The organism is Parabacteroides merdae ATCC 43184 (assembly GCF_025151215.1).
GTDB lineage: Bacteria > Bacteroidota > Bacteroidia > Bacteroidales > Tannerellaceae > Parabacteroides > Parabacteroides merdae.
On sequence record NZ_CP102286.1, the window covers coordinates 2,634,740 to 2,661,267 of the forward strand.

The 26,528-nt window shown below is 46.2% G+C and carries 21 protein-coding genes; 5 read left to right on the top strand and 16 right to left on the bottom strand.

Translation table 11 applies throughout. The features are described 5' to 3' along the window. Window positions 1-72: 72 nt before the first annotated feature. The 3 genes from NQ542_RS10995 to NQ542_RS11005 all read left to right on the top strand — a co-directional run bounded on the left by NQ542_RS10995 (window position 73) and on the right by NQ542_RS11005 (window position 3,890). Window positions 73-2,289 carry a RelA/SpoT family protein gene (locus tag NQ542_RS10995; protein ID WP_005634910.1) on the top strand — a complete coding sequence of 739 codons (2,217 nt, stop codon included), beginning with the start codon at window positions 73-75 and terminating at the stop codon, window positions 2,287-2,289. 50 nt (window positions 2,290-2,339) lie between these two features. Beyond that, window positions 2,340-3,182 carry an AraC family transcriptional regulator gene (locus NQ542_RS11000; RefSeq protein ID WP_005634909.1) on the top strand — a complete coding sequence of 281 codons (843 nt, stop codon included), beginning with the start codon at window positions 2,340-2,342 and terminating at the stop codon, window positions 3,180-3,182. 117 nt (window positions 3,183-3,299) lie between these two features. Beyond that, window positions 3,300-3,890 carry a DapH/DapD/GlmU-related protein gene (locus tag NQ542_RS11005; protein ID WP_005634908.1) on the top strand — a complete coding sequence of 197 codons (591 nt, stop codon included), beginning with the start codon at window positions 3,300-3,302 and terminating at the stop codon, window positions 3,888-3,890. A gap of 222 nt (window positions 3,891-4,112) precedes the next feature. Here the strand turns inward: NQ542_RS11005 and NQ542_RS11010 are convergent, their stop codons facing one another. After that, window positions 4,113-4,547 carry a DUF6078 family protein gene (locus tag NQ542_RS11010; RefSeq protein ID WP_005634904.1) on the bottom strand — a complete coding sequence of 145 codons (435 nt, stop codon included), beginning with the start codon at window positions 4,545-4,547 and terminating at the stop codon, window positions 4,113-4,115. A 28-nt stretch (window positions 4,548-4,575) separates the two neighbouring features. Then, the gene (locus NQ542_RS11015) at window positions 4,576-6,009 is read right to left on the bottom strand and encodes a CCA tRNA nucleotidyltransferase (RefSeq protein WP_005634900.1); all 1,434 of its coding nucleotides are present in this window, start codon (window positions 6,007-6,009) and stop codon (window positions 4,576-4,578) included. Window positions 6,010-6,168: 159 nt separating this feature from the next. Here NQ542_RS11015 and NQ542_RS11020 point away from each other — a divergent pair, with 159 nt between their 5' ends. Beyond that, on the top strand, window positions 6,169-6,999 hold the full coding sequence (locus tag NQ542_RS11020) for a hypothetical protein (protein ID WP_005634898.1): 831 nt from the start codon (window positions 6,169-6,171) through the stop codon (window positions 6,997-6,999). Between the two features lie 81 nt (window positions 7,000-7,080). On the opposite strand, the gene NQ542_RS11025 is transcribed toward NQ542_RS11020, so the two are convergent. Together NQ542_RS11025 and NQ542_RS11030 are read right to left on the bottom strand one after the other, a co-directional pair. Continuing rightward, entirely contained in the window at window positions 7,081-9,597 is a 2,517-nt protein-coding gene (locus NQ542_RS11025) for a DUF6383 domain-containing protein (RefSeq protein WP_005634896.1), read from the bottom strand. 366 nt (window positions 9,598-9,963) lie between these two features. Further along, the gene (locus tag NQ542_RS11030) at window positions 9,964-10,746 is read right to left on the bottom strand and encodes a mechanosensitive ion channel family protein (RefSeq protein ID WP_227225832.1); all 783 of its coding nucleotides are present in this window, start codon (window positions 10,744-10,746) and stop codon (window positions 9,964-9,966) included. 220 nt (window positions 10,747-10,966) lie between these two features. On the opposite strand from NQ542_RS11030, the gene NQ542_RS11035 reads away from it, so the two are divergent. Beyond that, window positions 10,967-11,794 carry a tetratricopeptide repeat protein gene (locus tag NQ542_RS11035; RefSeq protein WP_005634890.1) on the top strand — a complete coding sequence of 276 codons (828 nt, stop codon included), beginning with the start codon at window positions 10,967-10,969 and terminating at the stop codon, window positions 11,792-11,794. 73 nt (window positions 11,795-11,867) lie between these two features. Here NQ542_RS11035 and leuB read toward each other — a convergent pair whose 3' ends face one another. The 12 genes from leuB to ilvD form a co-directional block, all read right to left on the bottom strand. After that, window positions 11,868-12,926, bottom strand: coding sequence for a 3-isopropylmalate dehydrogenase (gene leuB / locus NQ542_RS11040; protein WP_005634889.1), 1,059 nt, complete (start codon window positions 12,924-12,926; stop codon window positions 11,868-11,870). A 32-nt stretch (window positions 12,927-12,958) separates the two neighbouring features. Next, the gene (locus tag NQ542_RS11045; protein WP_005651320.1) at window positions 12,959-13,402 is read right to left on the bottom strand and encodes a methylglyoxal synthase; all 444 of its coding nucleotides are present in this window, start codon (window positions 13,400-13,402) and stop codon (window positions 12,959-12,961) included. Window positions 13,403-13,504: 102 nt separating this feature from the next. Then, the gene (locus NQ542_RS11050; protein ID WP_005634885.1) at window positions 13,505-15,013 is read right to left on the bottom strand and encodes an alpha-isopropylmalate synthase regulatory domain-containing protein; all 1,509 of its coding nucleotides are present in this window, start codon (window positions 15,011-15,013) and stop codon (window positions 13,505-13,507) included. Between the two features lie 48 nt (window positions 15,014-15,061). Next, complete coding sequence (leuD, locus tag NQ542_RS11055; protein WP_005634883.1) at window positions 15,062-15,649, bottom strand: 3-isopropylmalate dehydratase small subunit; 588 nt, start codon at window positions 15,647-15,649, stop codon at window positions 15,062-15,064. Between the two features lie 27 nt (window positions 15,650-15,676). Continuing rightward, on the bottom strand, window positions 15,677-17,071 hold the full coding sequence (leuC, locus tag NQ542_RS11060) for a 3-isopropylmalate dehydratase large subunit (protein ID WP_005634881.1): 1,395 nt from the start codon (window positions 17,069-17,071) through the stop codon (window positions 15,677-15,679). 10 nt (window positions 17,072-17,081) lie between these two features. After that, complete coding sequence (locus tag NQ542_RS11065) at window positions 17,082-18,578, bottom strand: 2-isopropylmalate synthase (protein ID WP_005634879.1); 1,497 nt, start codon at window positions 18,576-18,578, stop codon at window positions 17,082-17,084. 347 nt (window positions 18,579-18,925) lie between these two features. Further along, window positions 18,926-20,095 (bottom strand): purple acid phosphatase family protein, encoded by a 1,170-nt coding sequence (locus NQ542_RS11070; protein ID WP_005634875.1) that lies wholly within the window; start codon window positions 20,093-20,095, stop codon window positions 18,926-18,928. Between the two features lie 161 nt (window positions 20,096-20,256). Further along, the gene (gene ilvC / locus NQ542_RS11075) at window positions 20,257-21,300 is read right to left on the bottom strand and encodes a ketol-acid reductoisomerase (protein WP_005634871.1); all 1,044 of its coding nucleotides are present in this window, start codon (window positions 21,298-21,300) and stop codon (window positions 20,257-20,259) included. A gap of 85 nt (window positions 21,301-21,385) precedes the next feature. Beyond that, window positions 21,386-22,123, bottom strand: coding sequence for an acyl-[acyl-carrier-protein] thioesterase (locus NQ542_RS11080; RefSeq protein ID WP_005634869.1), 738 nt, complete (start codon window positions 22,121-22,123; stop codon window positions 21,386-21,388). A 40-nt stretch (window positions 22,124-22,163) separates the two neighbouring features. Further along, the gene (gene ilvN / locus NQ542_RS11085) at window positions 22,164-22,715 is read right to left on the bottom strand and encodes an acetolactate synthase small subunit (protein ID WP_005634867.1); all 552 of its coding nucleotides are present in this window, start codon (window positions 22,713-22,715) and stop codon (window positions 22,164-22,166) included. Between the two features lie 12 nt (window positions 22,716-22,727). Further along, window positions 22,728-24,428 (bottom strand): biosynthetic-type acetolactate synthase large subunit, encoded by a 1,701-nt coding sequence (gene ilvB / locus NQ542_RS11090; RefSeq protein WP_005634865.1) that lies wholly within the window; start codon window positions 24,426-24,428, stop codon window positions 22,728-22,730. Between the two features lie 23 nt (window positions 24,429-24,451). After that, on the bottom strand, window positions 24,452-26,287 hold the full coding sequence (gene ilvD, locus NQ542_RS11095; protein WP_005651324.1) for a dihydroxy-acid dehydratase: 1,836 nt from the start codon (window positions 26,285-26,287) through the stop codon (window positions 24,452-24,454). Between the last annotated feature and the right edge of the window lie 241 nt (window positions 26,288-26,528).

The following is a 26,528-nucleotide window of genomic DNA, read 5'->3' on the forward strand; positions in this document are numbered from 1 at the left end:
TCGGAGAAAAACTTATTTTTACGGTATGTTTTACGGACAGCCCACAAACAAGCTGTAAAAAGACAGACGACTATGGATATACAACCGTTCTTTACCGAAGAGGAGAAAAAACAGTTTTTCTCCAAGTACAAGCAATTATTACGCCATCTGTACTCTTTCCTGAAAAAAGAAGATCTGAGTAAAATGAAAGAGTTGATGAAGCGGGTTGTGGCTTTGGATTGTTACGGACGAGACAAAAACGGCATTAACGGCCTGCTCCGCAATATCGACACGGCATTGATCGCCACCACAGAGATCGGATTGAAGCGCACGTCGGTCATCGCACTCCTGCTTTACCGTCCGGTCATGAAAAAGATCATTACTTTAGATGAAGTGAAGACTACATTCGATGCGGATGTCACCCTGATCATCAGCCGTCTGCTGAAGACTTCGGATCTTTACGCCCGCAATACGGCTGTCGACTCCGAGAACTTCCATAAACTGCTGTTCTCGTTTGCCGAAGACGTACGCGTGATCCTGATCATGATCGCCGACCGCCTTTGCCTAATGCGCCTCGGCAAACAATTGAAGAATGACGAGGACCGGAAACGGCTGGCGACGGAAGTTTCCTATCTATACGCCCCGCTCGCCCACCGCCTCGGCTTGTACACGATCAAAAGCGAACTGGAAGACTTGTCGCTGAAATATACCGACCGCAAGCAATACGATTTTATCAAGCAGAAGCTGAACGAGACGAAACGTTCGCGCGACGCCTACATCGCCGAGTTCATCACCCCTATCAAAAGCAAGCTGGAGGAGGCTGGGTTGCGGTTCGACATCAAGGGACGCACGAAGTCCATCCACTCCATCAACAACAAGCTGAAGAAACAGAACATCCCGTTCGAAGACATATACGACTTGTTTGCCATCCGCATCATCCTCGACACGCCGTATGAGAAGGAGCGTTCGGACTGCTGGCAAGTCTACTCGATCATCACCGATATGTACCAGCCGAACCCGAAACGCATGAAGGACTGGATATCTATCCCGAAAACGAACGGTTACGAAAGTCTGCATATCACTGTGATGGGACCACAGAACAAATGGGTGGAAGTGCAGATCCGTACCCGTCGCATGGATGAGATCGCCGAACGGGGACTGGCCGCTCACTGGAAATATAAAGGAGGAAAGGCGGAAAGCGGGCTGGACGAATTCCTGAACACCGTCCGTGCCGCCCTGGAAACGAAAGAGAACAACCCGCTCGACCTGATGCAGGATTTCAAGATGGACTTGTACAAAGACGAGATCTATGTCTTCACCCCGACAGGCGAACTGATCAAGCTGGCCAAAGGGGCGACCGTGCTCGACTTTGCTTTCGCGATCCATACCAAGTTAGGATGCAAATGCGTCTCGGCAAAGGTGAACGAGAAGAATGTACCTATTAAATATACCTTGAACAACGGCGACACGGTCTCCATCGTCACCGCTCCCACCCAGACACCCAAACGTGACTGGCTGAACATCGTCGTCACCTCGAAAGCGCGGGTCAAGATCAAACAGGCACTCCGCGAAGAGACTGCCAAGGCGGTGGACTTTGCCAAAGAGATGCTGCAACGCCGCTTCAAGAACCGGAAGATCGAGATGGAGGAACCGATCCTGATGCGTTACATCAAGAAGAAAGGTTTCAAGACTGTCACCGACTTTTACGTCGAGATTGCCGAAGAACGCCTCGACCCGAACCAAGTGATCGACGAATACCTGGAACAGCTCCGCCGGGAAACGGAAACGAACGACCACACCGAAGTCCGCAGCGCCGAAGAATACATCACGACAACCGAAGTAGAAGAAATCTCGACCAACAAGGATGTCCTGGTGATTGACAAGAACCTGACGGGCATCGAGTATAAGTTGGCGAAGTGCTGCAACCCGATCTATGGCGACGAGGTGTTCGGTTTCGTCTCCACGCAAGGCATCAAGATCCACCGGATGGACTGCCCGAACGCACAGGAAATGTTCAGCCGTTTCGGTTACCGCATCATCCAGGCCAAATGGAGCGGTAAGGGGGACAACGGATATATCGTCACGCTCCGGGTCATCGGCCGTGACGACATCGCGATTGTCACCAACATCACTTCCGTCATCAGCAAGGAAACGGGCGTCACGCTCCGCTCCCTGAACATCGACTCGGTGGACGGGATCTTCCAGGGGAACTTCACGGTTATGGTGCGCGACACGACGGCGTTAAACATGCTGACCAAGAAGATTAATGCGGTGAAGGGGGTAAAGACGGTCGAAAGGTTAAACTCCTGAAACGAGTTATCCGTTGCAAACAAAATTGCATTCATAGCCCAATAGAAAATATGACGGACGGAATCAACACACTGCGCTATTCGGATTTTTTCCTGGCCATGTACTTCGACGGAGGAAAAAGTTGCTTACATCGGAACCATTCCCATGTGTTAGTTTACATGTACTCCGGTGAAATGGTCATTGATGAAAGAGGAAAAACCACCCGGCTGCATAAAGGTGATTGCGCCTTTATCCGCAAGGACTTCAGTGTACAAATGACCAAGCAGGCATGGAACGGGGAACAGTTCAAAGCCATATTCCTGATGTTTACCCCCAAATTCTTGCGTGGTTTTTACAATCGTCTGGACCGGGATGCAATACCCAAAGATGCCAAGCGAGATGAAATAAGCTTGTACAAGCTGCCGTCCAACCGCCCCGATATCGTAAGTCTGTTCGAATCCATGACACCTTACTTCGATTCGAACATCCAGCCGACAGAGGAGTTATTGCAACTGAAAATGATCGAAGGCATATATGTGTTGCTTAATACGAGCAAGAACCTGTATGCTTCTATCTTCGACTTTACGGACCCGTGGAAAATCGACATACTGGAATTCCTCGAAAGTAATTACATGAACGATATATCGATGGAAGAGATCGCCAATTATACCGGCCGCAGCCTATCCACGTTCAAGCGGGACTTTAAAAAGTGCAGTACGCTTTCCCCGCGGGAATGGTTGATACACCGTCGCCTCGAAGCCGCCCGCGAGTTGATACGGAAAGGGGGACGCAAGGTATCGGATATCTGCTTTGAAGTAGGATTCAAGAACCTTTCCCACTTCTCGAAGATTTATAAAGAAACGTACGGCATTCCTCCGACAGAGGATACACAACCGGGAATCAGTCTCGCATAGGTTGCGGGACTTTTTTATTGTGGACTTTCCAACAAAGCATTTTGAACCACACAACAAAACCATTGCGCCACTACCCGCCTACCTTTGCATCAGAAAACGAAATAAAGAAAGAATAACATGAAGACTATCTTTGAAAAAGATTTATCGGGTGAAATAGTTTCGCCCAATGAGCCAGGTTACGAAGCGTTGATCACCGACATTTTCGCCACCATCCGAACCGCTACGGAAATGAATACAGGTTACCGCACTCCGGAAGAGGTACACGAATACATGGGCCGGATTCTCGGCAAACCCCTCGAAGAGAGCACGACGGTACTGCCGCCGCTCTACATCGACTACGGTAAGCCTGTCACGATTGGGAAGGGATGTTTCATCCAGCAGTGTTGTACCTTCTTCGGACGCGGCGGCATCACGATTGGCGATGAAGTATTCATTGGTCCGAAGGTCAACCTGATCACCATCAACCACGACCCGGACCCGGAAAACCGCAGCGCGACCTACGGCCGTCCGATCGTAATCGAAGACAAGGCATGGATCGGCATCAATTCAACCATCCTTCCGGGAGTACGCATCGGCTACGGAGCTATCGTCGGAGCCGGTAGCGTAGTGACCAAAGACGTGCCTCCCATGACAGTGGTAGCCGGCAATCCGGCAAAATTCATCAAGAAGATAGAAACGGGGAAAGGTATAAACGATAAATTAGATTAAGTTACTGATTGACAACACTCCCAATTCTCACAGTTCTCATAGGCTTGAGAACTTTTTCTCATCATCATGAGAATTTATTCTCATAGGCATGGGAAAAAATGCTCATCGGCATGAGAAAACTTTCCCCTGCACACAAGAAAGTTTTCTCATGCCTATATGACAATTTTCCCGTGCCTACGCCCAAACGCTCTCCTTGGCATAAGAAAAATATAAACTCAGGATTTACCAACTATACTCTTCCTGATATTCATCATAAACCGGTTCGGTATCGATTCCGTTATTGACGAATATCTGCCGGATATGCTCCTGTTCGGAGGGCGTGACATGGCGTTCTTTATGAAGAATCCGGTAAAACATGCTTCGCCCGAAATAATAATATACCTGTCTTCTGACCGCAATCGCCTTTCGATAATTCAAGTCGTCAAACATACGGCTGATCCCCAATCCGTACACAGCCATCCGGTCGGCTTTGAAATACCGACAATTTTCACCATCCGGCGAAACATTATTCGGGTTTATGACAGGCACGGAATACCTGCTCTCCGGAATCCGAAGGGCAACTTGATGACGGAGGCATTTATCAGCCACTTTACACTGCCCGCAAAAGCAATGAGAAAAATCGAAAGGGACGGATTCGTAATTAAATTCAGGCTTCATCTGTTCTTCTATTTATAATTATTCTCAATCATTCCTTTACCGGTTTCAACCCCATCTTCTCCGCCCGTTGAAGCATAAAAGTATGGGCCGCTTCGTATTCGTTCGGGATCACGCCGTCGAGGATCGCGTTCTTGATGGCTTCTTTCAGGACACCGACGGGTTGCGAAGGCGGCAAGCCGAATGTTTCCATAATTTCCTCGCCTGTCACAGGGGGCTGGAAGTTGCGGACACGGTCTTTCTCTTCTATATCGGCGAGCTTGCTGCGTACCTTCTGAAAATTGGCCAGGAAACGACGTACCTTTTCGGGATTCTTGCTCGTGATATCGGCTTCGCAAAGTTTCATCAAGTCGTCTATATCGTCACCTGCATCAAACAGGAGGCGGCGGATAGCGGAATCCGTCACCTCATCGTCGGACAAGGCGATCGGGCGCATGTGCAGGCTGACCATCTTCTGGACATATTTCATCTTCTCGTTCATCGGTAGTTTCATCTTGCGGAAGATACCGGGAATCATCTTCTCACCAATGAAATTATGATTGTGGAACGTCCAGCCCAGGCGCGGGTCGAAACGCTTCGTCGCCGGCTTGGCTATATCATGAAAAAGGGCACTCCAGCGCAACCACAGGTTATCAGAGGTCTTGCTCAGGCGGTCGAGCACCATCAAGGTATGGGCGAAGTTATCCTTATGCCCGATCCCTTCCTTCGTCTCCACTCCTTTCAGGGCACAGAGTTCGGGGAAGATCAACGGCAGCAACCCGCAACGTTCCAGCAGGTCGAAACCGACAGAAGGTTTCGGCGAAAGGACGATCTTATTCAACTCATCCACGATACGCTCTTTCGAGATGATCGAGATGCGCTCCTTGTTCCGTTCAATCGCATCGAAAGTGTCGGGATCGATAAAGAATCCTAACTGGCTGGCAAAGCGGACGGCACGCATCATGCGCAACGGATCGTCGCTAAACGTAATATCCGGATCGAGAGGCGTACGGATCAGTAAATTATCCATATCGGTCAAGCCATCGAAAGGATCGACCAGTTCACCATACCGGTCCTTATTCAGGCAAAGCGCCAGAGCGTTGATCGTAAAGTCACGGCGGTTTTGGTCGTCTTCGAGCGTCCCGTCTTCGACAATCGGCTTGCGGCTGTCATGCGTGTAGGATTCCTTGCGGGCGCCGACAAACTCCAGTTCCAGATCGCCGGCTTTCACCTGTGCCGTACCGAAGTTCTTGAAAACGGACAGATAAGCTCCCCGTCCCAATTTCCGGGCAACAGCTTTCGCCAGCTCGATTCCGCTCCCGATGGCAACGACATCGATATCTTTGGAAGGGCGATGCAGAAAGATATCCCGCACATAACCGCCAATCACATATGCTTCAACTCCCAACTCGTCCGCCGCCTCCGAAATCAAATGAAACGGTTTCGCCGAAATATGTTTTAATATGTCTTCTTGTTCTATATACATATATATATTGTTTATCAACAAATTTATCTGTTACTTTTGGATCAAGCCCAAAGCAACAGACACGCAAAGATAATTAAATTCTTGCGGGGATGCTAATTCTCTCTTTTTCCAATATCTTTGCAGGGAATAAAAGTAGTAGACAATTAAAGAAGTATCATAATGAAAAAGTCAGCAATCTGTATAACACTTGCAACCCTGGCACTGGCCGGTTGTAACAATGACGAGAAGAATGCACAGGCAAGGCTGGACAATGCCAGAAGCATGTATGAACAGAATGAGTTCTTTGCTGCCAAAAATGAAATAGACAGCATCCGCATCCTATACCCGAAAGAGTTCAAGGTGATCCGGGAAGGTCTGACACTAATGCGCCAAGTGGAGCAAAAGGAGGCGGAACGCAACTTGGCCTTTTGCGACAGCCTGATCCCTGTCAAGCAACAGGAATTGGAAGGATTGAAGAAAGGTTTTAACTTCGAAAAGGATTCCGCCTATAACGAAATCGGCAATTATGTCTCCAAGCAACAGACTATCGAACGCAACATCCAGCGTTGTTACATCCGTTCTGGCGTAAACGAGAAAGGAGAGATGTACCTGGCAAGTGTTTATTTCGGAGGCAAGCCAATCAATCATACCGGCATCAAGTTGAGTATCCAGGACGGCCTTTTCGCCGAAACGCCTGCCATTCCTTACGACGGCGGCCTGAACTACCATTTCAAGGACTTAGGGAATACGACCGAAGTCGTGACCTATCAAGGAGAAAAATGCGAAGATGCCGTCAAGTTCATTTTTGCCAATAAAGAGAAGCGCATCAAGGTTGAATATACGGGAGGCAAGCCTTATATCCTCTACATTGCCGATGCGGATAAGAAAGCAATCGCCTCGACCTATGAACTGGCTGTCGTATTAAGCGACATCGAAAAGCTGACGAAAGAGAAGGAAAAGGCCACTAAGAAGTTGGCTTATCTGGAAAAGAAGCTTTCAGGTAAGAAATAAAAACATCTCCAAAAATTACTAAAAAGAAAGGCGGCTCCCTTTGCAGGAGGCCGCCTTTCTTTTTTTATAAGATCATCGTCCTTATTTTACAATCACTTTGTAAGTGGCGTCACCTTCGACTGTTACCAATACAATGCCGGATGTTGCTGGCATTGAGAAGTATTCAGAATTTGCTCTGCGAACACCGATTATCTGTCCTAAGATATTAGATAAAGTAATCATCTTACCGGAAGCATTCGTCACGATAACCTGACCGTCATTGCTGATCACCTTGATCTCTGAAACATTCATTTCTTCATTGGCCGTCGGAGCGGAAGCGGTCTGTACTTCGAATGCTGCACTCGGAGTGGCCTGCATAACGGCAAAACCGTTCACAACACCTACATAAGGCTTACCATTCTCATTCAGCTCTTTCTGATTTTCCAGATAATAACCGCCTTCTTCTGCAGTCTTGAATGCGAAGAGAGCAGGGTTGTTCTTCATTGTCTTAATCGAGTCGTGAGAGATGAACATTGCATAAGTATCGGCATCGATACCTGCTCTTGTTGTATCTTTGGCAGCTAAGTAATAGCGAATATTGGCTTCGGCTTTGCCACCATTAGCGACACCGGAAGAAATAAAATACAATTGTTTACCAGCAATGACTGTATCTTGTTCAACCCACAAACTAAAATTATCTGCTCCATAATTTGTTTTTGTAATCGGATTACCTTCATCTTTCATTTCAGCAAAGAAGTTCAGCGGATTCATCGCCAAAGCATTGTTGTTATAAGCCAAACGCTTGTGAGCACTTGCAAATGAAGCATATTCGGGGGCGTCAACGGCTTCAAGGTTTACGTAAGCTGCTTTCTCTGACAACTGTACACAAGAAGTATTGACATTCATACCTACATACTGATTAGTAGAAGACAACATGGCATACTTTTCAGCAGTAGCATCAGAAATAAATCTAAAAGATTCAGCAGTTCCAACAGATGAGAACTTCAGACTATCATTCTGTTTTGCGAGCATATCTTTATTAAACATTGCTCTTAACTTATATGAAGTGACAAACAAGGTATCTAACAAACTCTTTGCACCACCAGCTTCTTCAACTTTATCCACTACCAACTTAAAGATTGCTGCATCTTTTGCATCACCGACTTTACCTTTCAAGATAGAATCTGTAGTATATGCATAAATATTACTTACTCCTGTTGTTCCAGAAACCAAGTTCAGTACATAACCGTTAGCGTTCAATTCTTCTTCCGTAAAATAGAGAGAACCTAAATACTTATCATTCAGATTAACCTCTTGTTTAAATATTTTCACGGAGTCAGAACCAAACAAATAAGTGTTTTCTTTTCCTTGTACAGCAAAAACTTCCTGATCTACGATCATACTTGAATTTGATTGACGATCAACAACAGAATATTTACCGTTATTTTCTTTAATATACCACTGACCTCTTGCCAAATTCATAGAAGGAACGCTGTCACCTCCCATAAAGGCATCTTTCGTCACATAATATTTACCGTTATCAGCACCTTCGCTTACCTTCTGTAAGAAGTAAACACCTGTACCGGTCGGGATTGTAACAGGAGTTCCTTTTGAAACATTAATCAAAGGAAGTTTACCCTGCAAAGGCTGAGCACCCACTCCAAACTTAGACACAGTTAAAACCTTGGTATTGCCAACCTGAGCATAAACAACGCGAACCGTATCACCCACTTCTGTATTAACGTCTAAATTATCATCAAAATCAGGAGCTCCTGCAACAAACATTGCAATAGAATCATTCTGCAAATTGACAACAAACTTAAAGTGCTTGCAAAGCTCATTAGGACGCAAAACTTCACGAATTGAATCTAATGCAAACCCTGCACCAAATACATCCTCTTGATTATTGATTGTCGTTTTGAGTGTATCAACACCTAAAAACTTCTTTACACCATTTGAATATGCTTCATCACCTTTCACCTGTAAAGTCATAAAACCTTTATCTCCAACAGAATTAGCAATCAAATCTTCACCTGTAAAGATATTCCCTTCATATTTATCACCAAATGTCAACTGAAAAGTACTGAAACCATCGCCGAGATCCTGCGGGGTCATGGTCATTGTGTCAGGCTTAGTTACAGCCAACTCCAGCTCACTTCCTCCAGTAAAAACAATGCCATCATTAGCATCTAAAGCCAATGTCATTTTTTTACCATCACTTAGTGAAGCACTTAAACTGCCTCCATCTGTAAACGTCCATTTGCTTACGCCAGCAGCCAAAGTAGGCTTAGCATCTTGAGATGCAGCAAAAGATAAAACAGCATTTGTCTTTTTGTTCTTAAATTGATAAACTGTTCCAGCAGTTTCTGTTATTCCCGTAATTTCCCAAAGAGCGGAATCACGAGCAGCTTTATTCACATTCTCAAATGAAGTGATTTCTTTCACTACTACCGAATCAGCCTTGTTACCATCCAAAGACAAGTATTTATTACCACTCTTCAAGTAATAATAATTACCGACAGTCCATTCTTTACTCGGAACATCACTTGCCGCACTCGCCGCAGTAAAAGTTCCTACTGTCATTAAGGCCGCAGCCAAAAGTGTAAATTTTTTATTCATATGCAAATTGTTTAATCATTTAATCCTTTAACAGAGGCAAAGATAGAAAAGTTCAGTCGCACAAAATTATAATCTACTATAAAAGATACTTACATCTGGGCATAATGTACAAAAGCGCCTTTATCCGTGCCATAATAAAAAAGGCTCGCCACCAAAGTGACGAGCCGGGAATCATTTTCTCTTATAATCAAATAATAATACTAAAGTAATGAAATAAAGTTCTTAATATCTTATACTTATATCGTCCTTGTTAATTATTATAATGATTGACAAAGATAAATCTTTTTATCCAAAGTCCTATCCTTCAAAAGGACTCCTTACAAAACCGGGCGATTATTGAACGAACCCATTTCTTTTTAGGACAAATCAGTTATCAGCCCGATGCACAGTAAGTTGCGGAAACGGGAAGTTGATGCCTTTTTCATTAAATGTTGCATAAACCGCTTGATTGATGCCAAAATAAACTTCCCAATAATTCGGACTTTCCACCCATACACGGACAACAATATTCACACTGCTGTCTGCCAACGCATGCAAGGCAATGAAAGGAGCCGGATCAGTCAGAATACGAGAGTCACGGGCAATAATCGTTTCGATCACCGCCTTTACTTTATCATAATCCTCACCATAATCGACACCGAATGTCCAATCTACTCGGCGGGTAGTCTGCCGGCTAAAGTTCGTAACCGCACCACTGCTGAGCGAACCGTTCGGGATATACACCATTTTATTATCAGGTGTTGCCAAGATCGTATGAAAAATCTGGATTTCCTTCACCGTACCGCCCGTACCTTGCGCTTCGATATAGTCACCGACTTTGAATGGCTTGAACAAAAGAATAATCAATCCACCCGCAAAATTTGCCAGATTACCGCTCAAAGCCATACCGACAGCAACACCTGCAGAAGCAAGAAGAGCAGCAAACGAAGTCGTTTGTACACCCAAAGCACCGACAACCGAGATGATCAATAAAATAGTCAGGACAACATTTACCAAACTTCCGACAAAAGTTTTGACTGAAGGATCGATATCACGTTTCAATAAAACCCGTTTTATCAGTTTATTCACCAAATTAATCAGGAGACGCCCGACTATAAAAACCAAAAACGCCTTGATAAGTGTCCATCCCAACGCCGCCCCTTGCGTCATCAGGGAATTCAAAATACCTTCCAGACCATGTGAAAGATCAATTGCTGTTACAATCATAATTATTTATATTTATGGAAATTCATACTAATTACATAACAATCATTCATTCCAAAAGTATTAGAAATTGTAGCAAAGGTATAAAGTTTTTTTATTCGAATAAAGAACCGATTTTATTATGTAGTTTTGCAAACGCTCAGAAAACAGATATAAACAATAGAAAATGAGGACTTTCTTGATTATTATAGGTTTGTTCCTGTTTATAGGAAACAGCTTTGCACAATCATACGAAGAATTAATAGAGAAAAGCTACGACTTCGTAGATAAAGGCGATTTGGTGTCCGCAGAAGAGAGCCTGAAAGCGGCCATGCGCAAAGAACCGGCTAACCCGTTGAACTATGCCTTGCTTACGAACCTCGGAACCATACAGCGCCGACAGGGGAAGCTGCAAGAGGCTCTCATCTCCTACACTTCCGCACTAAGCGGGCATACAAAGAACATCACCATTCTCGAAAACCGGGCTTCCCTTTATACAGAATTGGGAGAAACAGAAAAAGCTTTGAACGATTACAACACCTTGTTAATAGAAAATCCGGAACATCAGGAGGCGCTTTATTGCCGAGGGCTGCTCTATATACAGTTACAAAATTATATGTGGGCAGAACAGGATTTCGACAAAATTCTGGAAGTAAACGAGAAATCGGTTCGTGCTCGCCTCGGCCATGCCATCTTGGAAAAGATGCGTGGGAACTACGACGAGAGCGAACGGATATTCAATTACCTGATTAGCGAGATGCCCCGCGACTGGATCCTCTACGAAGGACGGGCGGATTTGTATTTTATGATGGGAAAAAATGCACGGGCAATGGCAGATATAGAAAAAGTCTTTACCGAAAGCGAACCGACAGCCAACCTCTATGTGTTGAGAGGCAAGATCAAGCTGGCACAATACGAAAAGGAGCGGGCAGCCCTCGATTTCAAGAAAGCAGAATCAATGGGATACAATAAAGAAGTTATCAAGGAACTTCTTAAATTGACAATGAACAATTGACAATTAGGCTTCGCGTTACCAAAATCGGCTGAAAACCAAAATAATTGTCAATTGTCAACTGCTAATGTAATTGTCAATTGTTAATGTAATTGACAATCCATGTCCCTACCTCTTTCGTGCCATACTTCGCACCGCCTTCCATCTGGATTTCAGGGGTACGAACATTAGCGTCCAGAGAAGCATCCACAGCCTTGCGGATCAAGGCTCCTTCCGCCTTACAACCGAAATACTCGAACAGCATAGCTACCGAAAGAATCTGTGCCAACGGGTTGGCGATATTCAATCCTTTAGCCTGCGGCCATGAACCGTGGATCGGTTCAAATACAGGAGTGCTTTCGCCCGTCGAAGCAGAAGGGAGCAAGCCCATAGAACCGCTGATACAAGAACCTTCGTCAGTAAGGATATCACCAAACGTATTCTCCGTTACCATAACATCAAAGAATTTGGGTTCCTGGATCATACGCATGGCCGCATTATCGACATACATATAGTCGGTCTGAACCTCCGGATAAGAAGGGGCCATCTCTTGTGCGATCTGGCGCCACAAACGCGAAGAAGCCAAGACATTTGCCTTATCGACCACCGTCAGATGTTTTTTCCGTTTCATGGCATATTCGAAACCGACTTTCAAGATGCGCTCGATCTCAGGGCGTGTGTACATATTGGTATCGTAGGCCTTATCGTTATCCTGATATTTCTCCCCGAAATACATGCCTCCCGTCAATTCACGGATACACAAGAAATCCGCACCATCCACCAAGTCAGCACGAAGCGGTGATTTATGCAACAGGCACTTAAAAGTTTGTACGGGCCGGATATTCGCAAACAAGCCCAATTTCTTACGCATAGCCAGCAATCCCTGTTCAGGACGCACTTTAGCTGTCGGATCGTTGTCGAACTTCGGATCACCTACAGCAGAGAAAAGAACGGCATCCGCTCCTTTACAAATCTCATATGTTTCTTCCGGGAAAGGATCTCCCACCTTGTCGATAGCATCGGCCCCGCAAAGAGCATATTCATAACGGACTTCATGTCCGAATTTCTTACAAACGGCACTCATCACCTCCACACCTTGTGCAGCAATTTCAGGACCGATCCCGTCACCGGGAAGTACAGCTATATTCAATTTCATATCATAAATGATTTATTAGTTGGCAAATTTTCCTATTCTCTCTTAAAATAGACGTATTTGGGTTCTGTCGGGACATAGCTTTCATCATCCCACAATGTACTTGTGATCATCAAGTCGGCACTATACCGGTTACAAGCGATAGGCACGTTATGGACACGGCACTGGCGAAGCAACATCTGGATATCGGCCTCGTGCGGCTGTGGGTTCAAGTCGTCGATCAAGAACACGGCAAGATCTATTTCCTTTCGTACTACCATTGCTGCAATTTCGGCATCTCCACCCAGCGGACCGGAATGCATACAGGCGATATCCGCCGTAACACCTTTTTCTTCCATCGCCTTCCGAACCAGATTTCCGGTTGTCCCAGTACATACGATATGATGATGGGACAGAAATTCAGCATTGTGAATAGCCCATTCTACCATGTCAGCCTTCCGGTTGTCGTGCGCAACAAGCGCGATTGTTAACTTCTTCATAACTTCAATAATTAATAATTTATCAATGTGATAATTTGCCAATGTACTAATATGCCGATAGCCTACATCGCAATTCTCTTTCATTGGCACATCGACACATCATTATTGTTCTATCTTGTTCAGCATCTTCAATGTCGCCTTGATAGCAGCCTCCGTCTGGTCTGCATCAAGACCACGTGTTTTAAAGTCCACTCCTGCATAATTCCAACTAATGATAGTCTGCACAAAGGCATCGGTCCGTCCGCCGGGTGGTATAGAAACGGAATAATTAGTCAGCATCGGGAAAGGACGGCCCAGATCGGTATATATCTTCCGCAGGGCACGAACGAAAGCATCGTACTGTCCATCACCGGAAGCCGACTCCTGGTAGGCTTCGCCGTTAATCTCTATCTTCAGGGTGGCAACCGGTTTCAGTCCCTGTGCCAAAGACAGCGAATAGTTCAGAATACGGATGCGCTGGTCCGCCATCGTATCGTGATGGAGCACATCGCTGATGATATACGGAAGGTCCTCCGTCGTAACCATTTCTTTTTTATCACCCAGTTCGATAATCCGCTCGGTAACCTTGCGCATAGAGTTCTCGTCGATATCGATCCCCAGTGCTTCAAGGTTCTTACGGATATTCGCCTTACCGGAAGTCTTGCCAAGAGCATATTCGCGGACACGGCCGAAACGTTCGGGCAACAGATCATTGCAATACAGATTGTTTTTGCTGTCACCATCAGCATGGACACCGGCACATTGCGTAAAGACATGTTCCCCGATAATCGGTTTGTTAGGCGGAATATGAACACCGGAGAAAGTTTCCACCAATCGGCTGGCATAATTGATCCGTTCTTCCCGAAGTGTCGTATCCACTCCCAACTGATCTTTCAACACGGCAAGCACACTGCTAAGCGGGGCATTCCCGGCACGCTCTCCCAATCCGTTCAATGTAGTATGAAGTCCTTTTATACCGGCACGGACAGCAGAGTAGACATTCGCTACCGCCAGATCATAGTCGTTATGAGCATGAAAATCGAACTTCAAGTCCGGATAGCGTGTAACCATTTCCTTACAATATTCGTAAGTATTTCCAGGGTTCAGGATGCCAAGCGTATCAGGCAACATGAAACGCCGGATCGGCAAGTCACGAAGCGAATCGACTGCTTGAAAGACATATTCAGGAGAGTTTTTAATACCGTTCGACCAATCTTCCAGATAGATGTTCACGGCAATCCCCCGTTCGATTGCCTGGTTGATGACGGAACGTATATCGGCAAAATGCTGTTCGGGAGTCTTACGAAGCTGTTCCGTCACGTGCTTATAAGAGCCCTTGCAAAGCAAGTTTACCACACGGCAACCAGCCGCTTCGATCCAGTTTAACGAAACATCACCATCCACAAAGCCGAGCACTTCGAGCTTCTGGATGTTTCCGGTACGTTCCGCCCAGGAAGCGACGCGCTTCACGGCTTCAAACTCACCGTCCGAGACACGTGCAGATGCGATCTCCAGACGGTTCACACCCAGATCAAGCAATGCCTGTGCAATGCTCAACTTCTCATGCGCCGCAAAAGAAACTCCCGATGTCTGTTCCCCGTCACGCAGGGTGGTATCCATTATTTCTATCATAATTGTTCATATATAACGCTACTTTTAGCTTGATCCAAAAGCAACAAACTAACGTCTCCTTTCAAATGCTTCAATCTTTTCCTTATTGGAAAGCAAATAATCGATGTCATCGAGGCCATTCACAAGGCAGTCTTTTTTGTAGGCGTTGATATCGAAGTGCTCGCTCTTACCCGTAGCCTTATTGGTGATGGTTTGGGCAGGCAGGTTGACTTCGACTTCTGTTTTCGGATCGGCAAAAATCGAGTCGAAAAGCTCGGCCAGAAAAGGTTCGCTAACCACCACAGGGAGAACAAAGTTATTCAGTTCATTGTTTTTGTGGATATCCGCAAAAAAACTGGACACAACTACACGAAACCCATAATCGGCAATCGCCCAAGCTGCATGTTCGCGACTGGAACCCGAACCGAAGTTTTTCCCCGCCACCAGTATCTGTCCGCCGTAGGTCGGATCATTCAAGACAAACGATTCTATTTTGTTTCCCTGCTTGTCGTACCGCCAGTCGCGGAACAAATTTTCACCAAACCCTTTTTTGTCGGTTGCTTTCAGGAAACGAGCAGGAATGATCTGGTCCGTATCCACATTCTCTAAAGGAAGGGGGACGCAGGTTGATGTAATGATATTGAATTTCTGTTTCATGAATGTTAAAATTTATGATTTATGATTTCAGAAAAACGTTCTCGGATCGGTAATTTCCCCAGTCACGGCTGCCGCAGCAGCTACTAGCGGTCCAGCCAGAATCGTACGGGCCCCCGGCCCCTGACGTCCTTCAAAGTTACGGTTGCTTGTCGAAACTGCATATTTTCCTGCCGGGATCTTATCGTCGTTCATTGCCAGACAAGCCGAGCATCCCGGTTGACGTAACCGGAAACCGGCTTCTTCGAATATCTTGTCTAACCCTTCTTCACGGATCTGCGCATCTACCAGCCAGGAGCCAGGAACCAGCCAGGCGACCACATGGTCGGCTTTCTTCCGTCCCTTAGCAATGGAAGCAAAAGCACGAAAGTCCTCGATACGGCCATTGGTACAAGAGCCTAAGAACACATAGTCGATCTTCTTGCCCAACAAGGATTCACCCGGTTCGAACCCCATATACTCCATCGATTTCATAAAAGAAGCTTTCTCCACATCGTTCATACCCTCGACAGTCGGGATATGTTCGGTAACTCCCATTCCCATACCCGGATTGGTACCATACGTCACCATCGGTTCGATATCGGCAGCATCAAACAGAATCTCTTTGTCAAACACAGCATCATCGCCACTTTTCAAAGTCTTCCAATAAGCAACCGCCTTATCCCATTCTTCGCCGGCAGGAGCATTTTCACGTCCCTTAAGATAAGCGAATGTCGTTTCGTCAGGAGCGATCATACCACCACGCGCTCCCATTTCAATAGACAGGTTGCACAAAGTCAAACGCCCCTCCATCGTCAAGCTACGGATCGCCGCACCAGCATACTCGATGAAATATCCGGTTGCACCGCTGGTCGTCACTTTCGACATGATATAAAGGGCGACATCCTTTGCTGTCACCCCTTTCCCTAGATTACCTTCCACACAGATACGCATGGTTTTCGGCTTTGCCTGCAAAATGCACTGGGAAGCCATAACCATTTCCACTTCACTGGTTCCGATACCGAAAGCGACCGCACCGACTGCTCCATGAGTAGAAGTATGCGAATCACCGCAAACGATCGTCATCCCCGGCAAGGTCAGTCCACGTTCCGGGCCTACCACATGAATAATACCATTCCTCTCATCCATCATTCCATAATGAGTCAAACCAAATTCGGCAGCATTCTTTGCCAGCGTATCGACTTGATTCTTCGAAACAGGATCTTCGATCGGTTTATCCTGATCGTGTGTCGGCGTGTTATGATCCGGCATACAATAGATACGTTCCGGACGAAACGGCTTCAAACCACGTCGACGCATACTGGCAAAAGCCTGTGGACTAGTTACTTCATGACAGTACAACCTGTCAATGTAAAGTTGTGTGGGCCCCTCTTCGATCATCGTCACTACGTGGGAATCCCAAATCTTGTCAAATAATGTATTCATAATTATCAATTCACTTCACAAATTTATTAATTGCATCGATAAATGCCTCTACAGAAGCGGCTATAATATCGGTATTGGCAGCAAAACCATAATAACGGTTTCCTTCGTACTCAACCTGCATATGTACCTTCCCCATATCGTCACTGCCTTTATTAATCGCTTGAATCAAAAACTCCTGAATCGTCATCGTACGGTGGATAACAGATTTCACCGCCTTGATAGCAGCATCAACAGGACCGTTGCCAGAAGCGGCGGCCTCAAACCTCTCACCAGCTATATTCAGGCAAATGCTGGCCACAGACTGCAAACCGACACCGGAGGTCACCTGTAAATATTCCAACTTGATACGATGCATGGCCGTGCGGTCTTTGCCAGCAAGCATCAAGATATCGTCGTCGTTGATATCTTTCTTACGGTCAGCCAGTTTCAAGAATTCTTCATAAACCTTATCTAGTTTTTCCTGAGACAATTCGACGCCCAATACCTGTAAACGGTGTTTCAATGCCGCACGTCCGCTACGGGCAGTCAGCACGATTGCATTATCGTCGATTCCTACATCTTTCGGATCGATGATTTCATAACTTTCACGATTCTTCAAAACGCCATCCTGATGGATGCCGGAAGAATGAGCGAACGCGTTACGTCCGACGATCGCCTTATTCGGCTGGATAGGCATGTTCATCAGGCTAGACACCATACGGCTGACTCCGTAAATCTTTGTCGTATTGATATTGGTAATAATGCCACGTTCTTTGTGACTCTTGAAAATCATCGCGATTTCTTCCAAGGATGTATTACCGGCACGTTCACCTATACCGTTCATGGTGACTTCCACCTGACGTGCACCATTCAAGACACCCTGCACAGTATTGGCGGTAGCCATCCCCAAATCATTATGACAGTGGGTAGAAATGATAGCATTCTCGATACCGTCTACATGATCCATCAGATATTTGATTTTCGCCCCATATTCGTCCGGCAGGCAATAACCGGTCGTATCAGGGATATTGACAACTGTCGCGCCAGCTTTGATGACCGCTTCTACCACACGTGCCAGATATTCGTTGTCAGTACGTCCGGCATCTTCGCAATAAAATTCGACGTCTTCCACATATCTCTTGGCATATTTGGCAGCAGCGACAGCCCGTTCCAAAATATCTTCCTGATTCGAATTGAACTTATACCTGATATGATAATCGGACGTTCCAATACCTGTATGAATACGTCCGTGCTTTGCATATTTCAGTGCTTCGGCAGCCACATCAATATCTTTTTCTACCGCACGGGTAAGCGCACAGATTGTAGGCCACGTTACGGCTTTCGATATTTCAACAACGCTATTGAAATCTCCCGGACTCGATACGGGAAAACCGGCTTCTATCACGTCTACTCCCAGTTCTTCCAGAGCTTTGGCTACCTGAATCTTTTCAATACTATTTAACTGGCAACCCGGCACTTGTTCACCGTCACGCAATGTCGTGTCGAAAATAAATAATCTGTCTGACATAGTTCTTATCGTCTTAAATTTGTTAATATCTTTTCTGAATGAAAAAAGCCTCTCTCACAAGGAAGCGAGAAAGGCTTTTTCATATCTTAATGCCCTGTAAAGCATACACAGTCTCACTTCCTATTCCGTTCCCAGAGTAGAATAATGTTTAGAGAAATAATGAGACTATTTAGCATTACCTGTTTCATATTGTCTTTTCAACCGTTTTTGTTTGAACGCTGCAAAGATACGGTCTTTTTCCAAACATCCAAATATAATTTAAAGTTTTTATCACTATTTTCTTATAAAATAAAAGACAAATACATCTAAATTCTTCAATTCATAACCAACAATCTACTTATCATTTTTCAAGGCTTCTTTATGGAGAATTGATCCACCACTTTCCCGTCCACATCTACGACCTGTATTTTTAGTTCTTTCGGATCGGCAGCCGCTTTCAAAATAGCCGTATTGGAATTGACGATAATCGGGAACGGTGTACGATCCGTTGCATCCTGATGGATGAAACGGTGGAGGTGACCACACAACATAACGTCCGGCTTGGCATCGCGTAGCAAAGGCATGAACTTCTGCTCCACTTCCAAGTTTCCATGCCATCCGCCGATCGGTGGGATATGGGCTACAATAATTTTAAACGGCGCGTCCTTATATTCTTTGCTATCCAATACTCGGCGCAACCATTCGGCCTGTTCTGTCCGGTATTCGTCGTAGACTGTTATACCGGCATATTCAATATCGGAATCCGGCTTGTCCTCTCCCGTATCCAAAACGACAAAACAGATCGGACCTTGCCGGAATGTATAGTAGATATTCTCTTCTTTTGGAGAGAAATAACGTTGGAACTCGGTTGCAAAAGCGCCACGTGTTTCGTGGTTGCCTCTTGTATAATACATCGGAATCTCAGAGGCAAACAGCTTGGTCGCCGTATCCATAAAACCGTCGAAGATATGATTTTCCTCATTGAAGACTGACACCATATCACCGTTAAAAAGAAAAAAGTCCGTCTTTTTCAAATCACACTTGGAAACTAGGTTCGTCAACAGGTCATTTTTGCCATGTATATCGTTCACCATCGCAAATGAGACGGAATTATCCGCAGGATCGCTCGTCTTGAACACCAACGGCTTTTTGGAGTAAACATCAGTCGAGGCATAGTTCCCATAGATGATCTTATGTCCGACATGGCTCAGTACTTCCTGTACGAAGACACGATAACGGTAGTTCGTACCCGGTTTAAGCCCTTTGATCTTCACGGTATGGATCGTAGATGTATTTTTTACTCCGTTACGGGCATCATAATATTTGGGACGTTCGGTAGCATAAAAGTTCGTATCGTCATCCGGCGCCAGCTCCACCCAACCGACAGAAGGTTTATCCGACAACCACACGATCGTCACCTCATCAGGCCCTAGATTCTGCAAATAAGGACCATGCACCAACCGAATCTTCGACTCTACTGCTCCTGCTAGACAAACAGACAGCCACAATAACATTACTAAAATTTGGAATTTCTTCATGATATAATATTTAAGCAATTAAATTCGAATTTATAGCTACGAAGATATCGATTACTATTCAAAAATTTCTTATCAAAATGATACATTTTCATTAAAAAAAGTGACAATTCATACCGAATTGCCACTTTCTTTATGCACTCAAATAAAAAATGCGATGTCTATCAATTGTTTTCCGGGCGCAATTTACGAACGACTGCACCTGCACGCCACATTTCGCTTTCGCGCAATGCTGCCAGTTCTTTTTCCAAACCTTCACGATAATCCGGCTTACTGTTCGTATCGATAGAACGCTGCGCTTCGTTACCGCAGGCGACCTCCCGGTATAATTTTTCAAATACAGGCTTAACGGCATCGTGGAACGGCCCCATCCAGTCTAAAGCGCCACGCTGTGCAGTAGTCGAACAGTTTGCATACATCCAGTCCATTCCGTTTTCAGCAAACAGCGGCATCAAAGACTGAGTCAGTTCTTCGACTGTTTCGTTGAATGCTTCGGAAGGTTCGTGGCCGTTTTCACGCAATGTTTCGTATTGAGCCAACAATAAACCTTGGATAGCCCCCATCAAAGTTCCACGTTCACCAGTCAGATCGGAATAAACTTCCTTCTTGAATGTCGTTTCGAACAGATAGCCTGAACCAACGCCGATACCCAAAGCGATCACACGATCCCATGCTCTACCGGTTGCATCCTGGAAAATTGCATAGCTTGAATTCAAGCCACGTCCCTGCAGGAACATACGACGCAAAGAAGTACCAGAACCTTTCGGTGCGACTAGAATCACGTCAACATCAGCAGGAGGGATAATATTGGTACGTTCCTTGTAAGTGATAGCAAAACCATGAGAGAAATACAGCGCTTTTCCCGGAGTCAGATATTTTTTGATACGCGGCCAGCATTCGATCTGAGCGGCGTCGGAAAGCAACACCTGTATGATAGTTGCTCTTTCGCAAGCTTCTTCAATACCGAACAGTGTTTCACCCGGTACCCAGCCGTCGGCAACAGCTTTGTCATAGGTTTTACCAGGACGCTGTCCTACGATAACGTTGAAACCATTATCACGCAAGTTCAAGCTCTGTCCAGGACCTTGAACACCGTAACCGATAACTGCAATCACTTCATCTTTCAATACTTCTCTTGCCTTTTCCAACGGAAATTCTTCGCGGGTTACTACGTTTTCGTCAACACCGCCAAAATTCATTACTGCCATTTTTTCTACTATTAAATGTAATGTGTTAATAAAATAATTCTTTTGTCAGGACAGTTCGCAAACCATCCGCCCGTACCATGTTTGTTCAATGCCACATAACAGCAGCACGGCAAATCGCTTTGCCTTCATTACAGATCGCCATATCATATTTTCCGTTATCAGCCTCCCTCTTGTACAACATGAGTTTCATCCCATATTTGCCTTCAGACTGGTAGGCGATTTCGAAACGTTTGATATCTTTTGTCTTGAACAGGTCAAGATCAAACAGGTCTAGAAGATGTTCCATATACTTGATACTGTTCAGGTGGCCGTTGATATCAAGGTCGCTGTACTTAATGAAATAAGGAACCCCTTCCGTCTCATTCTCCACAGCCGCAATCTTTCCCGGCTTTTCTATCGGGCAGGGGCGATCCGTGACATAAGCGCTCAACCTGGCGATATCCAACAAGGTCGGCCGGCGTGTTTCCACATCGATAGCCGCCCAAATAGAACGGGCGTAACCGAATGTCTTACCGTTGCCATCCACCAGCTCAAAACAACGGCTGGTAAAGAGGCGGCCGACTTCATCCACCCAGGTATAAAGAGTTATAGGTTCGGACATGGCTGGATATTCGATCATTTCGATCGCCAGACGGGAAAGAACCCAAGCCGTATGCCGTTCTGACATATCGTTGAAACCGAATCCGCGTTCAGCAGCATGGCTGGATGCGACATGTATCAGATAGTTTCCGATCATCGGTATCGTTACACGTCCACGAAAATCCAACAGGTACGGTTCCGTGACGAAATGAAATTCCCCTATTTTGCTTTTATCTTTATCCATGATTCTTTTCTGTTGGGGCAGTTCGCAAACCACCCGTACGTTATTTTTTTTCCTGCAACTTACGTTCCATTTCGGCCAACATATCGCTCAAACGCTCGACACGGCTTTTTGTGATCGCAACGCGACCGGAACGGATGAACTGCAAGACACCGATCGTTTCGCTCAACTCCCTGAAAAGGGCTTGCGTCTCATCGTAATGACCACTCTTTTCGAGAACGACACACGTTTCGTTCATTTCCAGAATACGGGCGTTATATTTGCGAATCAGATCCTCGACCGTCCCCATCTTGATAAACAGCTCGGTGCTCAGCTTATAAAGGGCGATCTCCTGGAAAACCAGATCTTCATCCGTATTATAGTAAGCCTTCAAGATATCCACCCGTTTGTCGATCTGCTTCACAACCTTGTCGATCATATCTTCATCGGCAAATGTCGTGATTGTAAATTTATGTATACCCTGTATGGCGGAAGGTGAAACGGAAAGCGTCTCGATGTTCAACTGCCGACGCGTAAAGATAATCGTAATCTGGTTCAGAAGACCTACTGTATTCTCTGAAAAGATAATAACGGTATATAATTTTTTTGTTGTCATAGCTTCACCTCCTTACTTATCTCCTAATATCATGTTCGTTACGCTTCCTCCGGCAGGCACCATCGGATATACCATACCACACGTTTCCACATTGGCGACCAACACAAACGCTCCGTTATGGTTCAACATCTCGGCAATAGCCTCATCCAGTTCCTCCCGTTTTTCAACGGTACGGCCAGCGATACCGTACGCTTTCGCGATCGCCACGAAATCCGGGTTCTCCATGATCGTATTCGAATAACGTTCGTGGAAGAACAACTCCTGCCACTGACGTACCATTCCTAAGAAATTATTATTGAGGATAATGATTTTCACATCCAGTTTTTCCTGCATAATGGTTCCCAACTCCTGAATCGTCATCTGCATCCCACCGTCACCGGTAAAGAAGCAGACCGTACGGTCAGGTGCACCGAACTTGGCTCCCATAGCAGCGGGAAGGCCAAAGCCCATCGTCCCCAGACCACCTGAAGTAACCACGCTACGAGTGCGTTTATATTTGAAATAGCGGACACCCATCATCTGGTTCTGTCCGACATCCGTAACTAAAACAGCATCGTTTCCGGTCGCCTCGGACACTTTTCGAACGACTTCACCCATTTTCAAAGATCCGTTCATCGGATACAACTCCTTCTCGATCACCTTTTCATACTCTTCCTGTGCATCCGGCTCAAACTCAGCATTCCACTCCGGACGTTTCCGTTCTTCCAACAACGCAGTTATCATCGGAATGGTATGTTTGGCATTTCCGAGAACCTTCACATCGACCGGTACATTCTTCCCGATCTCCGAGTTGTCGATATCCAAATGGATCACTTTCGCCTGCTTGGCGTATGTCTTCAAATCACCTGTAACACGATCGTCGAAACGCATACCGATGGCGATCAACACGTCACATTCATTGGTCTTCCTGTTCGGACCGACATTGCCGTGCATACCCAACATACCCTTATTCAAAGGAAAATCGGAAGGCAACGCCGATAGACCGAGAACAGTCGAACCGGCAGGAATGTCATTCTTCAACAGGAATGCTTTCAGCTCCTCTTCAGCACCTCCCAACAGAACACCCTGTCCGACCAGGCAGAACGGTTTCTCCGCTTTATTGATCAACGCGGCAGCCGCTTTAATCCGATCCTGGTTGATATCCGGTTCCGGCTGATAGCTGCGGATATAGTCTACTTTCTTATATTCATACTCTACAAATCCGACCTGAGCATCCTTTGCCAAATCGAGTACAACAGGCCCCGGCCGTCCGGTAGAAGCGATATAAAAAGCACGTGAAACAGCCCACGCTATCTCTTCCGGCTTGCGAATCTGGTACGCCCATTTGGTGATCGGTTGCGTAATGCCGATCACATCGACTTCCTGGAAAGCATCTGTTCCAAGCAATGGAGAAGGGACCTGTCCGGCTATGACCACCATAGGCGTGCTGTCCATCAGTGCATCGGCAATGCCGGTGATGGTATTTGTTGCGCCGGGTCCTGAAGTAACCAACGTCACCCCTACTTTACCGGATACACGGGCATACCCTTGTGCAGCATGCGTCGCCCCTTGTTCATGACGCACCAATACATGCTTCAATTTATCCCTGTAATCGTACAAACTATCGTAAATAGGAATCGCTTGCCCGCCGGGATAACCGAAAATCGTATCTACTCCTTCAGCTATCAGTGACTTCAGCAAAGCTTCCGAACCGGTTATCTTCTGTTTCTCCATATCTCTTTATTTTAGTCTTGTGTTTAATCTTCTACTACTCTCACTCCACCCTTATCGGCCGAACTGACCATCTTACCGTAAGCTCTCAAGGCTTTTGAGACGACACGCTGGCGATGAGGCGGCGTAAAGGCTTTTGTGCCGCGGGCTTCTTCCGCTTTACGGCGTTCTGCCAACTCTTCATCGCTTACCTTCACATTAATCGTACGTTCAGGGATATCAATCTCGATTATATCGCCGTCTTTCACCAGTCCAATCGCTCCTCCTGCCGCAGCTTCGGGAGAAATATGACCGATAGAAAGACCGGAAGTACCGCCACTGAAACGACCGTCTGTGATCAGCGCGCACTCCTTGCCTAAATGGCGGCTTTTTATATAAGAAGTAGGATAAAGCATTTCCTGCATACCCGGACCACCCTTCGGTCCTTCGTGTGTGATCACCACCACATCGCCCGAGACGACTTTTCCACCGAGGATGCCTTCGCAAGCCGCATCCTGCGAATCGAACACTTTCGCCGGACCGGCAAACTTCCAGATGCTTTCATCCACACCGGCCGTCTTGACCACACAACCGTCCAGCGCGATATTTCCTTTCAGGACAGCCAGGCCGCCATCTTTGGAATAAGCATGCTCGATATCACGGATACATCCGGCGGCACGATCGGTATCCAGTTCCTTATAATAGGTTTCCTGCGATCCCATCCGAATGCTGAAACGATGGGCGGGAGCGCTCTTGTATTTCTTGACAGCCTCGTCCGTCACATTCGGCGAGGTGATAGCAAATTTATCCACGGCTTCGGCAAGCGTCATTCCGTCCACACGCTTCACATTCCCGTCTACCAAGCCGTTTTTCAGCAGCTCGTTCATGATTCCCATGATACCACCGGCACGGTTCACATCCTGGACGTGGTAGGTGTGCGTGTTGGGAGCAACCTTGCAGAGGCAAGGAGTCTTGCGGGAGAGCATATCGATATCGTCCATCGTGAAGCCCGCCTCAGCTTCCTGCGCGATGGCGAGCAAGTGGAGAACCGTATTGGTGGAACCACCCATTGCAATATCCAATGACATGGCATTCAGGAAAGCCTGACGGGTAGCGATACTGCGGGGAAGAACCGATTCATCTCCGTCACGATAGTATTTATAGGCATTTTCTACAATCTGCCGGGCAGCATCGCGGAACAGCTGTGTACGGCCCACATGCGTAGCGACAATCGTACCGTTGCCCGGAAGAGCCAGGCCGATCGCTTCGTTCAGGCAGTTCATCGAGTTGGCCGTAAACATACCGGAACAACAACCGCATCCCGGACAGGCATTCCGTTCCACCTGCGCGATCCGTTCATCGCTGACCGAAGTGTCGGCCGATTCGATCATGGCATCGATCAAATCCAGATGGCGGTTATCCAGCTCACCGGCTTCCATCGGACCGCCGGAGACAAAGATAGTCGGAATATTGAGCCGCATGGATGCCATTAGCATCCCCGGAGTGATCTTGTCGCAATTGCTAATGCAAACCATTGCATCGGCTTTGTGGGCATTCACCATATACTCGACGCTGTCCGCAATAATATCACGCGAAGGAAGCGAATAGAGCATTCCGTCGTGTCCCATAGCGATACCATCGTCAATGGCAATCGTATTGAATTCGGCAGCAAAGCAACCCAACTTTTCAATCTCCGCTTTTACCTGCTGCCCGATCTCATACAGATGGACATGGCCGGGTACAAACTGGGTAAATGAATTCACAATGGCTATAATCGGTTTACCGAACTGCTCTTCTTTCAGACCGTTGGCACGCCACAAAGCGCGAGCCCCGGCCATGCGTCTGCCCTCTGTGCTGTATGAACTTCTTAACGGATTCTTCATCATATTATTTGTTGTTTTCGAACGGCTCACGAACCGCCCCTATTTTCTTATCCTAAATATTATTATATTAAAAAAGCCCTTCTCTGTATGGAGAAAGGCTTAAGAAATATCTTTATACGACTTCACAATTTCTTGCACACCTTTCTCCTTACCTGCTAATGACTAGAAGGACCACCACGAGAATAATATGCAATACATTGTTCATCATCTTTTCTTACGTCTTTATTATTGTTTGACGCTG

What these genes read in the sequence shown, in the direction of transcription:
- NQ542_RS10995 (WP_005634910.1), top strand. Translation starts at nt 73, where the DNA reads ATGGATATACAACCGTTCTTTACCGAAGAGGAGAAAAAACAGTTTTTC.
- NQ542_RS11000 (WP_005634909.1), top strand. Translation starts at nt 2,340, where the DNA reads ATGACGGACGGAATCAACACACTGCGCTATTCGGATTTTTTCCTGGCC.
- NQ542_RS11005 (WP_005634908.1), top strand. Translation starts at nt 3,300, where the DNA reads ATGAAGACTATCTTTGAAAAAGATTTATCGGGTGAAATAGTTTCGCCC.
- NQ542_RS11010 (WP_005634904.1), bottom strand. Translation starts at nt 4,547, where the DNA reads ATGAAGCCTGAATTTAATTACGAATCCGTCCCTTTCGATTTTTCTCAT.
- NQ542_RS11015 (WP_005634900.1), bottom strand. Translation starts at nt 6,009, where the DNA reads ATGTATATAGAACAAGAAGACATATTAAAACATATTTCGGCGAAACCG.
- NQ542_RS11020 (WP_005634898.1), top strand. Translation starts at nt 6,169, where the DNA reads ATGAAAAAGTCAGCAATCTGTATAACACTTGCAACCCTGGCACTGGCC.
- NQ542_RS11025 (WP_005634896.1), bottom strand. Translation starts at nt 9,597, where the DNA reads ATGAATAAAAAATTTACACTTTTGGCTGCGGCCTTAATGACAGTAGGA.
- NQ542_RS11030 (WP_227225832.1), bottom strand. Translation starts at nt 10,746, where the DNA reads ATGACGCAAGGGGCGGCGTTGGGATGGACACTTATCAAGGCGTTTTTG.
- NQ542_RS11035 (WP_005634890.1), top strand. Translation starts at nt 10,967, where the DNA reads ATGAGGACTTTCTTGATTATTATAGGTTTGTTCCTGTTTATAGGAAAC.
- leuB (WP_005634889.1), bottom strand. Translation starts at nt 12,926, where the DNA reads ATGAAATTGAATATAGCTGTACTTCCCGGTGACGGGATCGGTCCTGAA.
- NQ542_RS11045 (WP_005651320.1), bottom strand. Translation starts at nt 13,402, where the DNA reads ATGAAGAAGTTAACAATCGCGCTTGTTGCGCACGACAACCGGAAGGCT.
- NQ542_RS11050 (WP_005634885.1), bottom strand. Translation starts at nt 15,013, where the DNA reads ATGATAGAAATAATGGATACCACCCTGCGTGACGGGGAACAGACATCG.
- leuD (WP_005634883.1), bottom strand. Translation starts at nt 15,649, where the DNA reads ATGAAACAGAAATTCAATATCATTACATCAACCTGCGTCCCCCTTCCT.
- leuC (WP_005634881.1), bottom strand. Translation starts at nt 17,071, where the DNA reads ATGAATACATTATTTGACAAGATTTGGGATTCCCACGTAGTGACGATG.
- NQ542_RS11065 (WP_005634879.1), bottom strand. Translation starts at nt 18,578, where the DNA reads ATGTCAGACAGATTATTTATTTTCGACACGACATTGCGTGACGGTGAA.
- NQ542_RS11070 (WP_005634875.1), bottom strand. Translation starts at nt 20,095, where the DNA reads ATGAAGAAATTCCAAATTTTAGTAATGTTATTGTGGCTGTCTGTTTGT.
- ilvC (WP_005634871.1), bottom strand. Translation starts at nt 21,300, where the DNA reads ATGGCAGTAATGAATTTTGGCGGTGTTGACGAAAACGTAGTAACCCGC.
- NQ542_RS11080 (WP_005634869.1), bottom strand. Translation starts at nt 22,123, where the DNA reads ATGGATAAAGATAAAAGCAAAATAGGGGAATTTCATTTCGTCACGGAA.
- ilvN (WP_005634867.1), bottom strand. Translation starts at nt 22,715, where the DNA reads ATGACAACAAAAAAATTATATACCGTTATTATCTTTTCAGAGAATACA.
- ilvB (WP_005634865.1), bottom strand. Translation starts at nt 24,428, where the DNA reads ATGGAGAAACAGAAGATAACCGGTTCGGAAGCTTTGCTGAAGTCACTG.
- ilvD (WP_005651324.1), bottom strand. Translation starts at nt 26,287, where the DNA reads ATGAAGAATCCGTTAAGAAGTTCATACAGCACAGAGGGCAGACGCATG.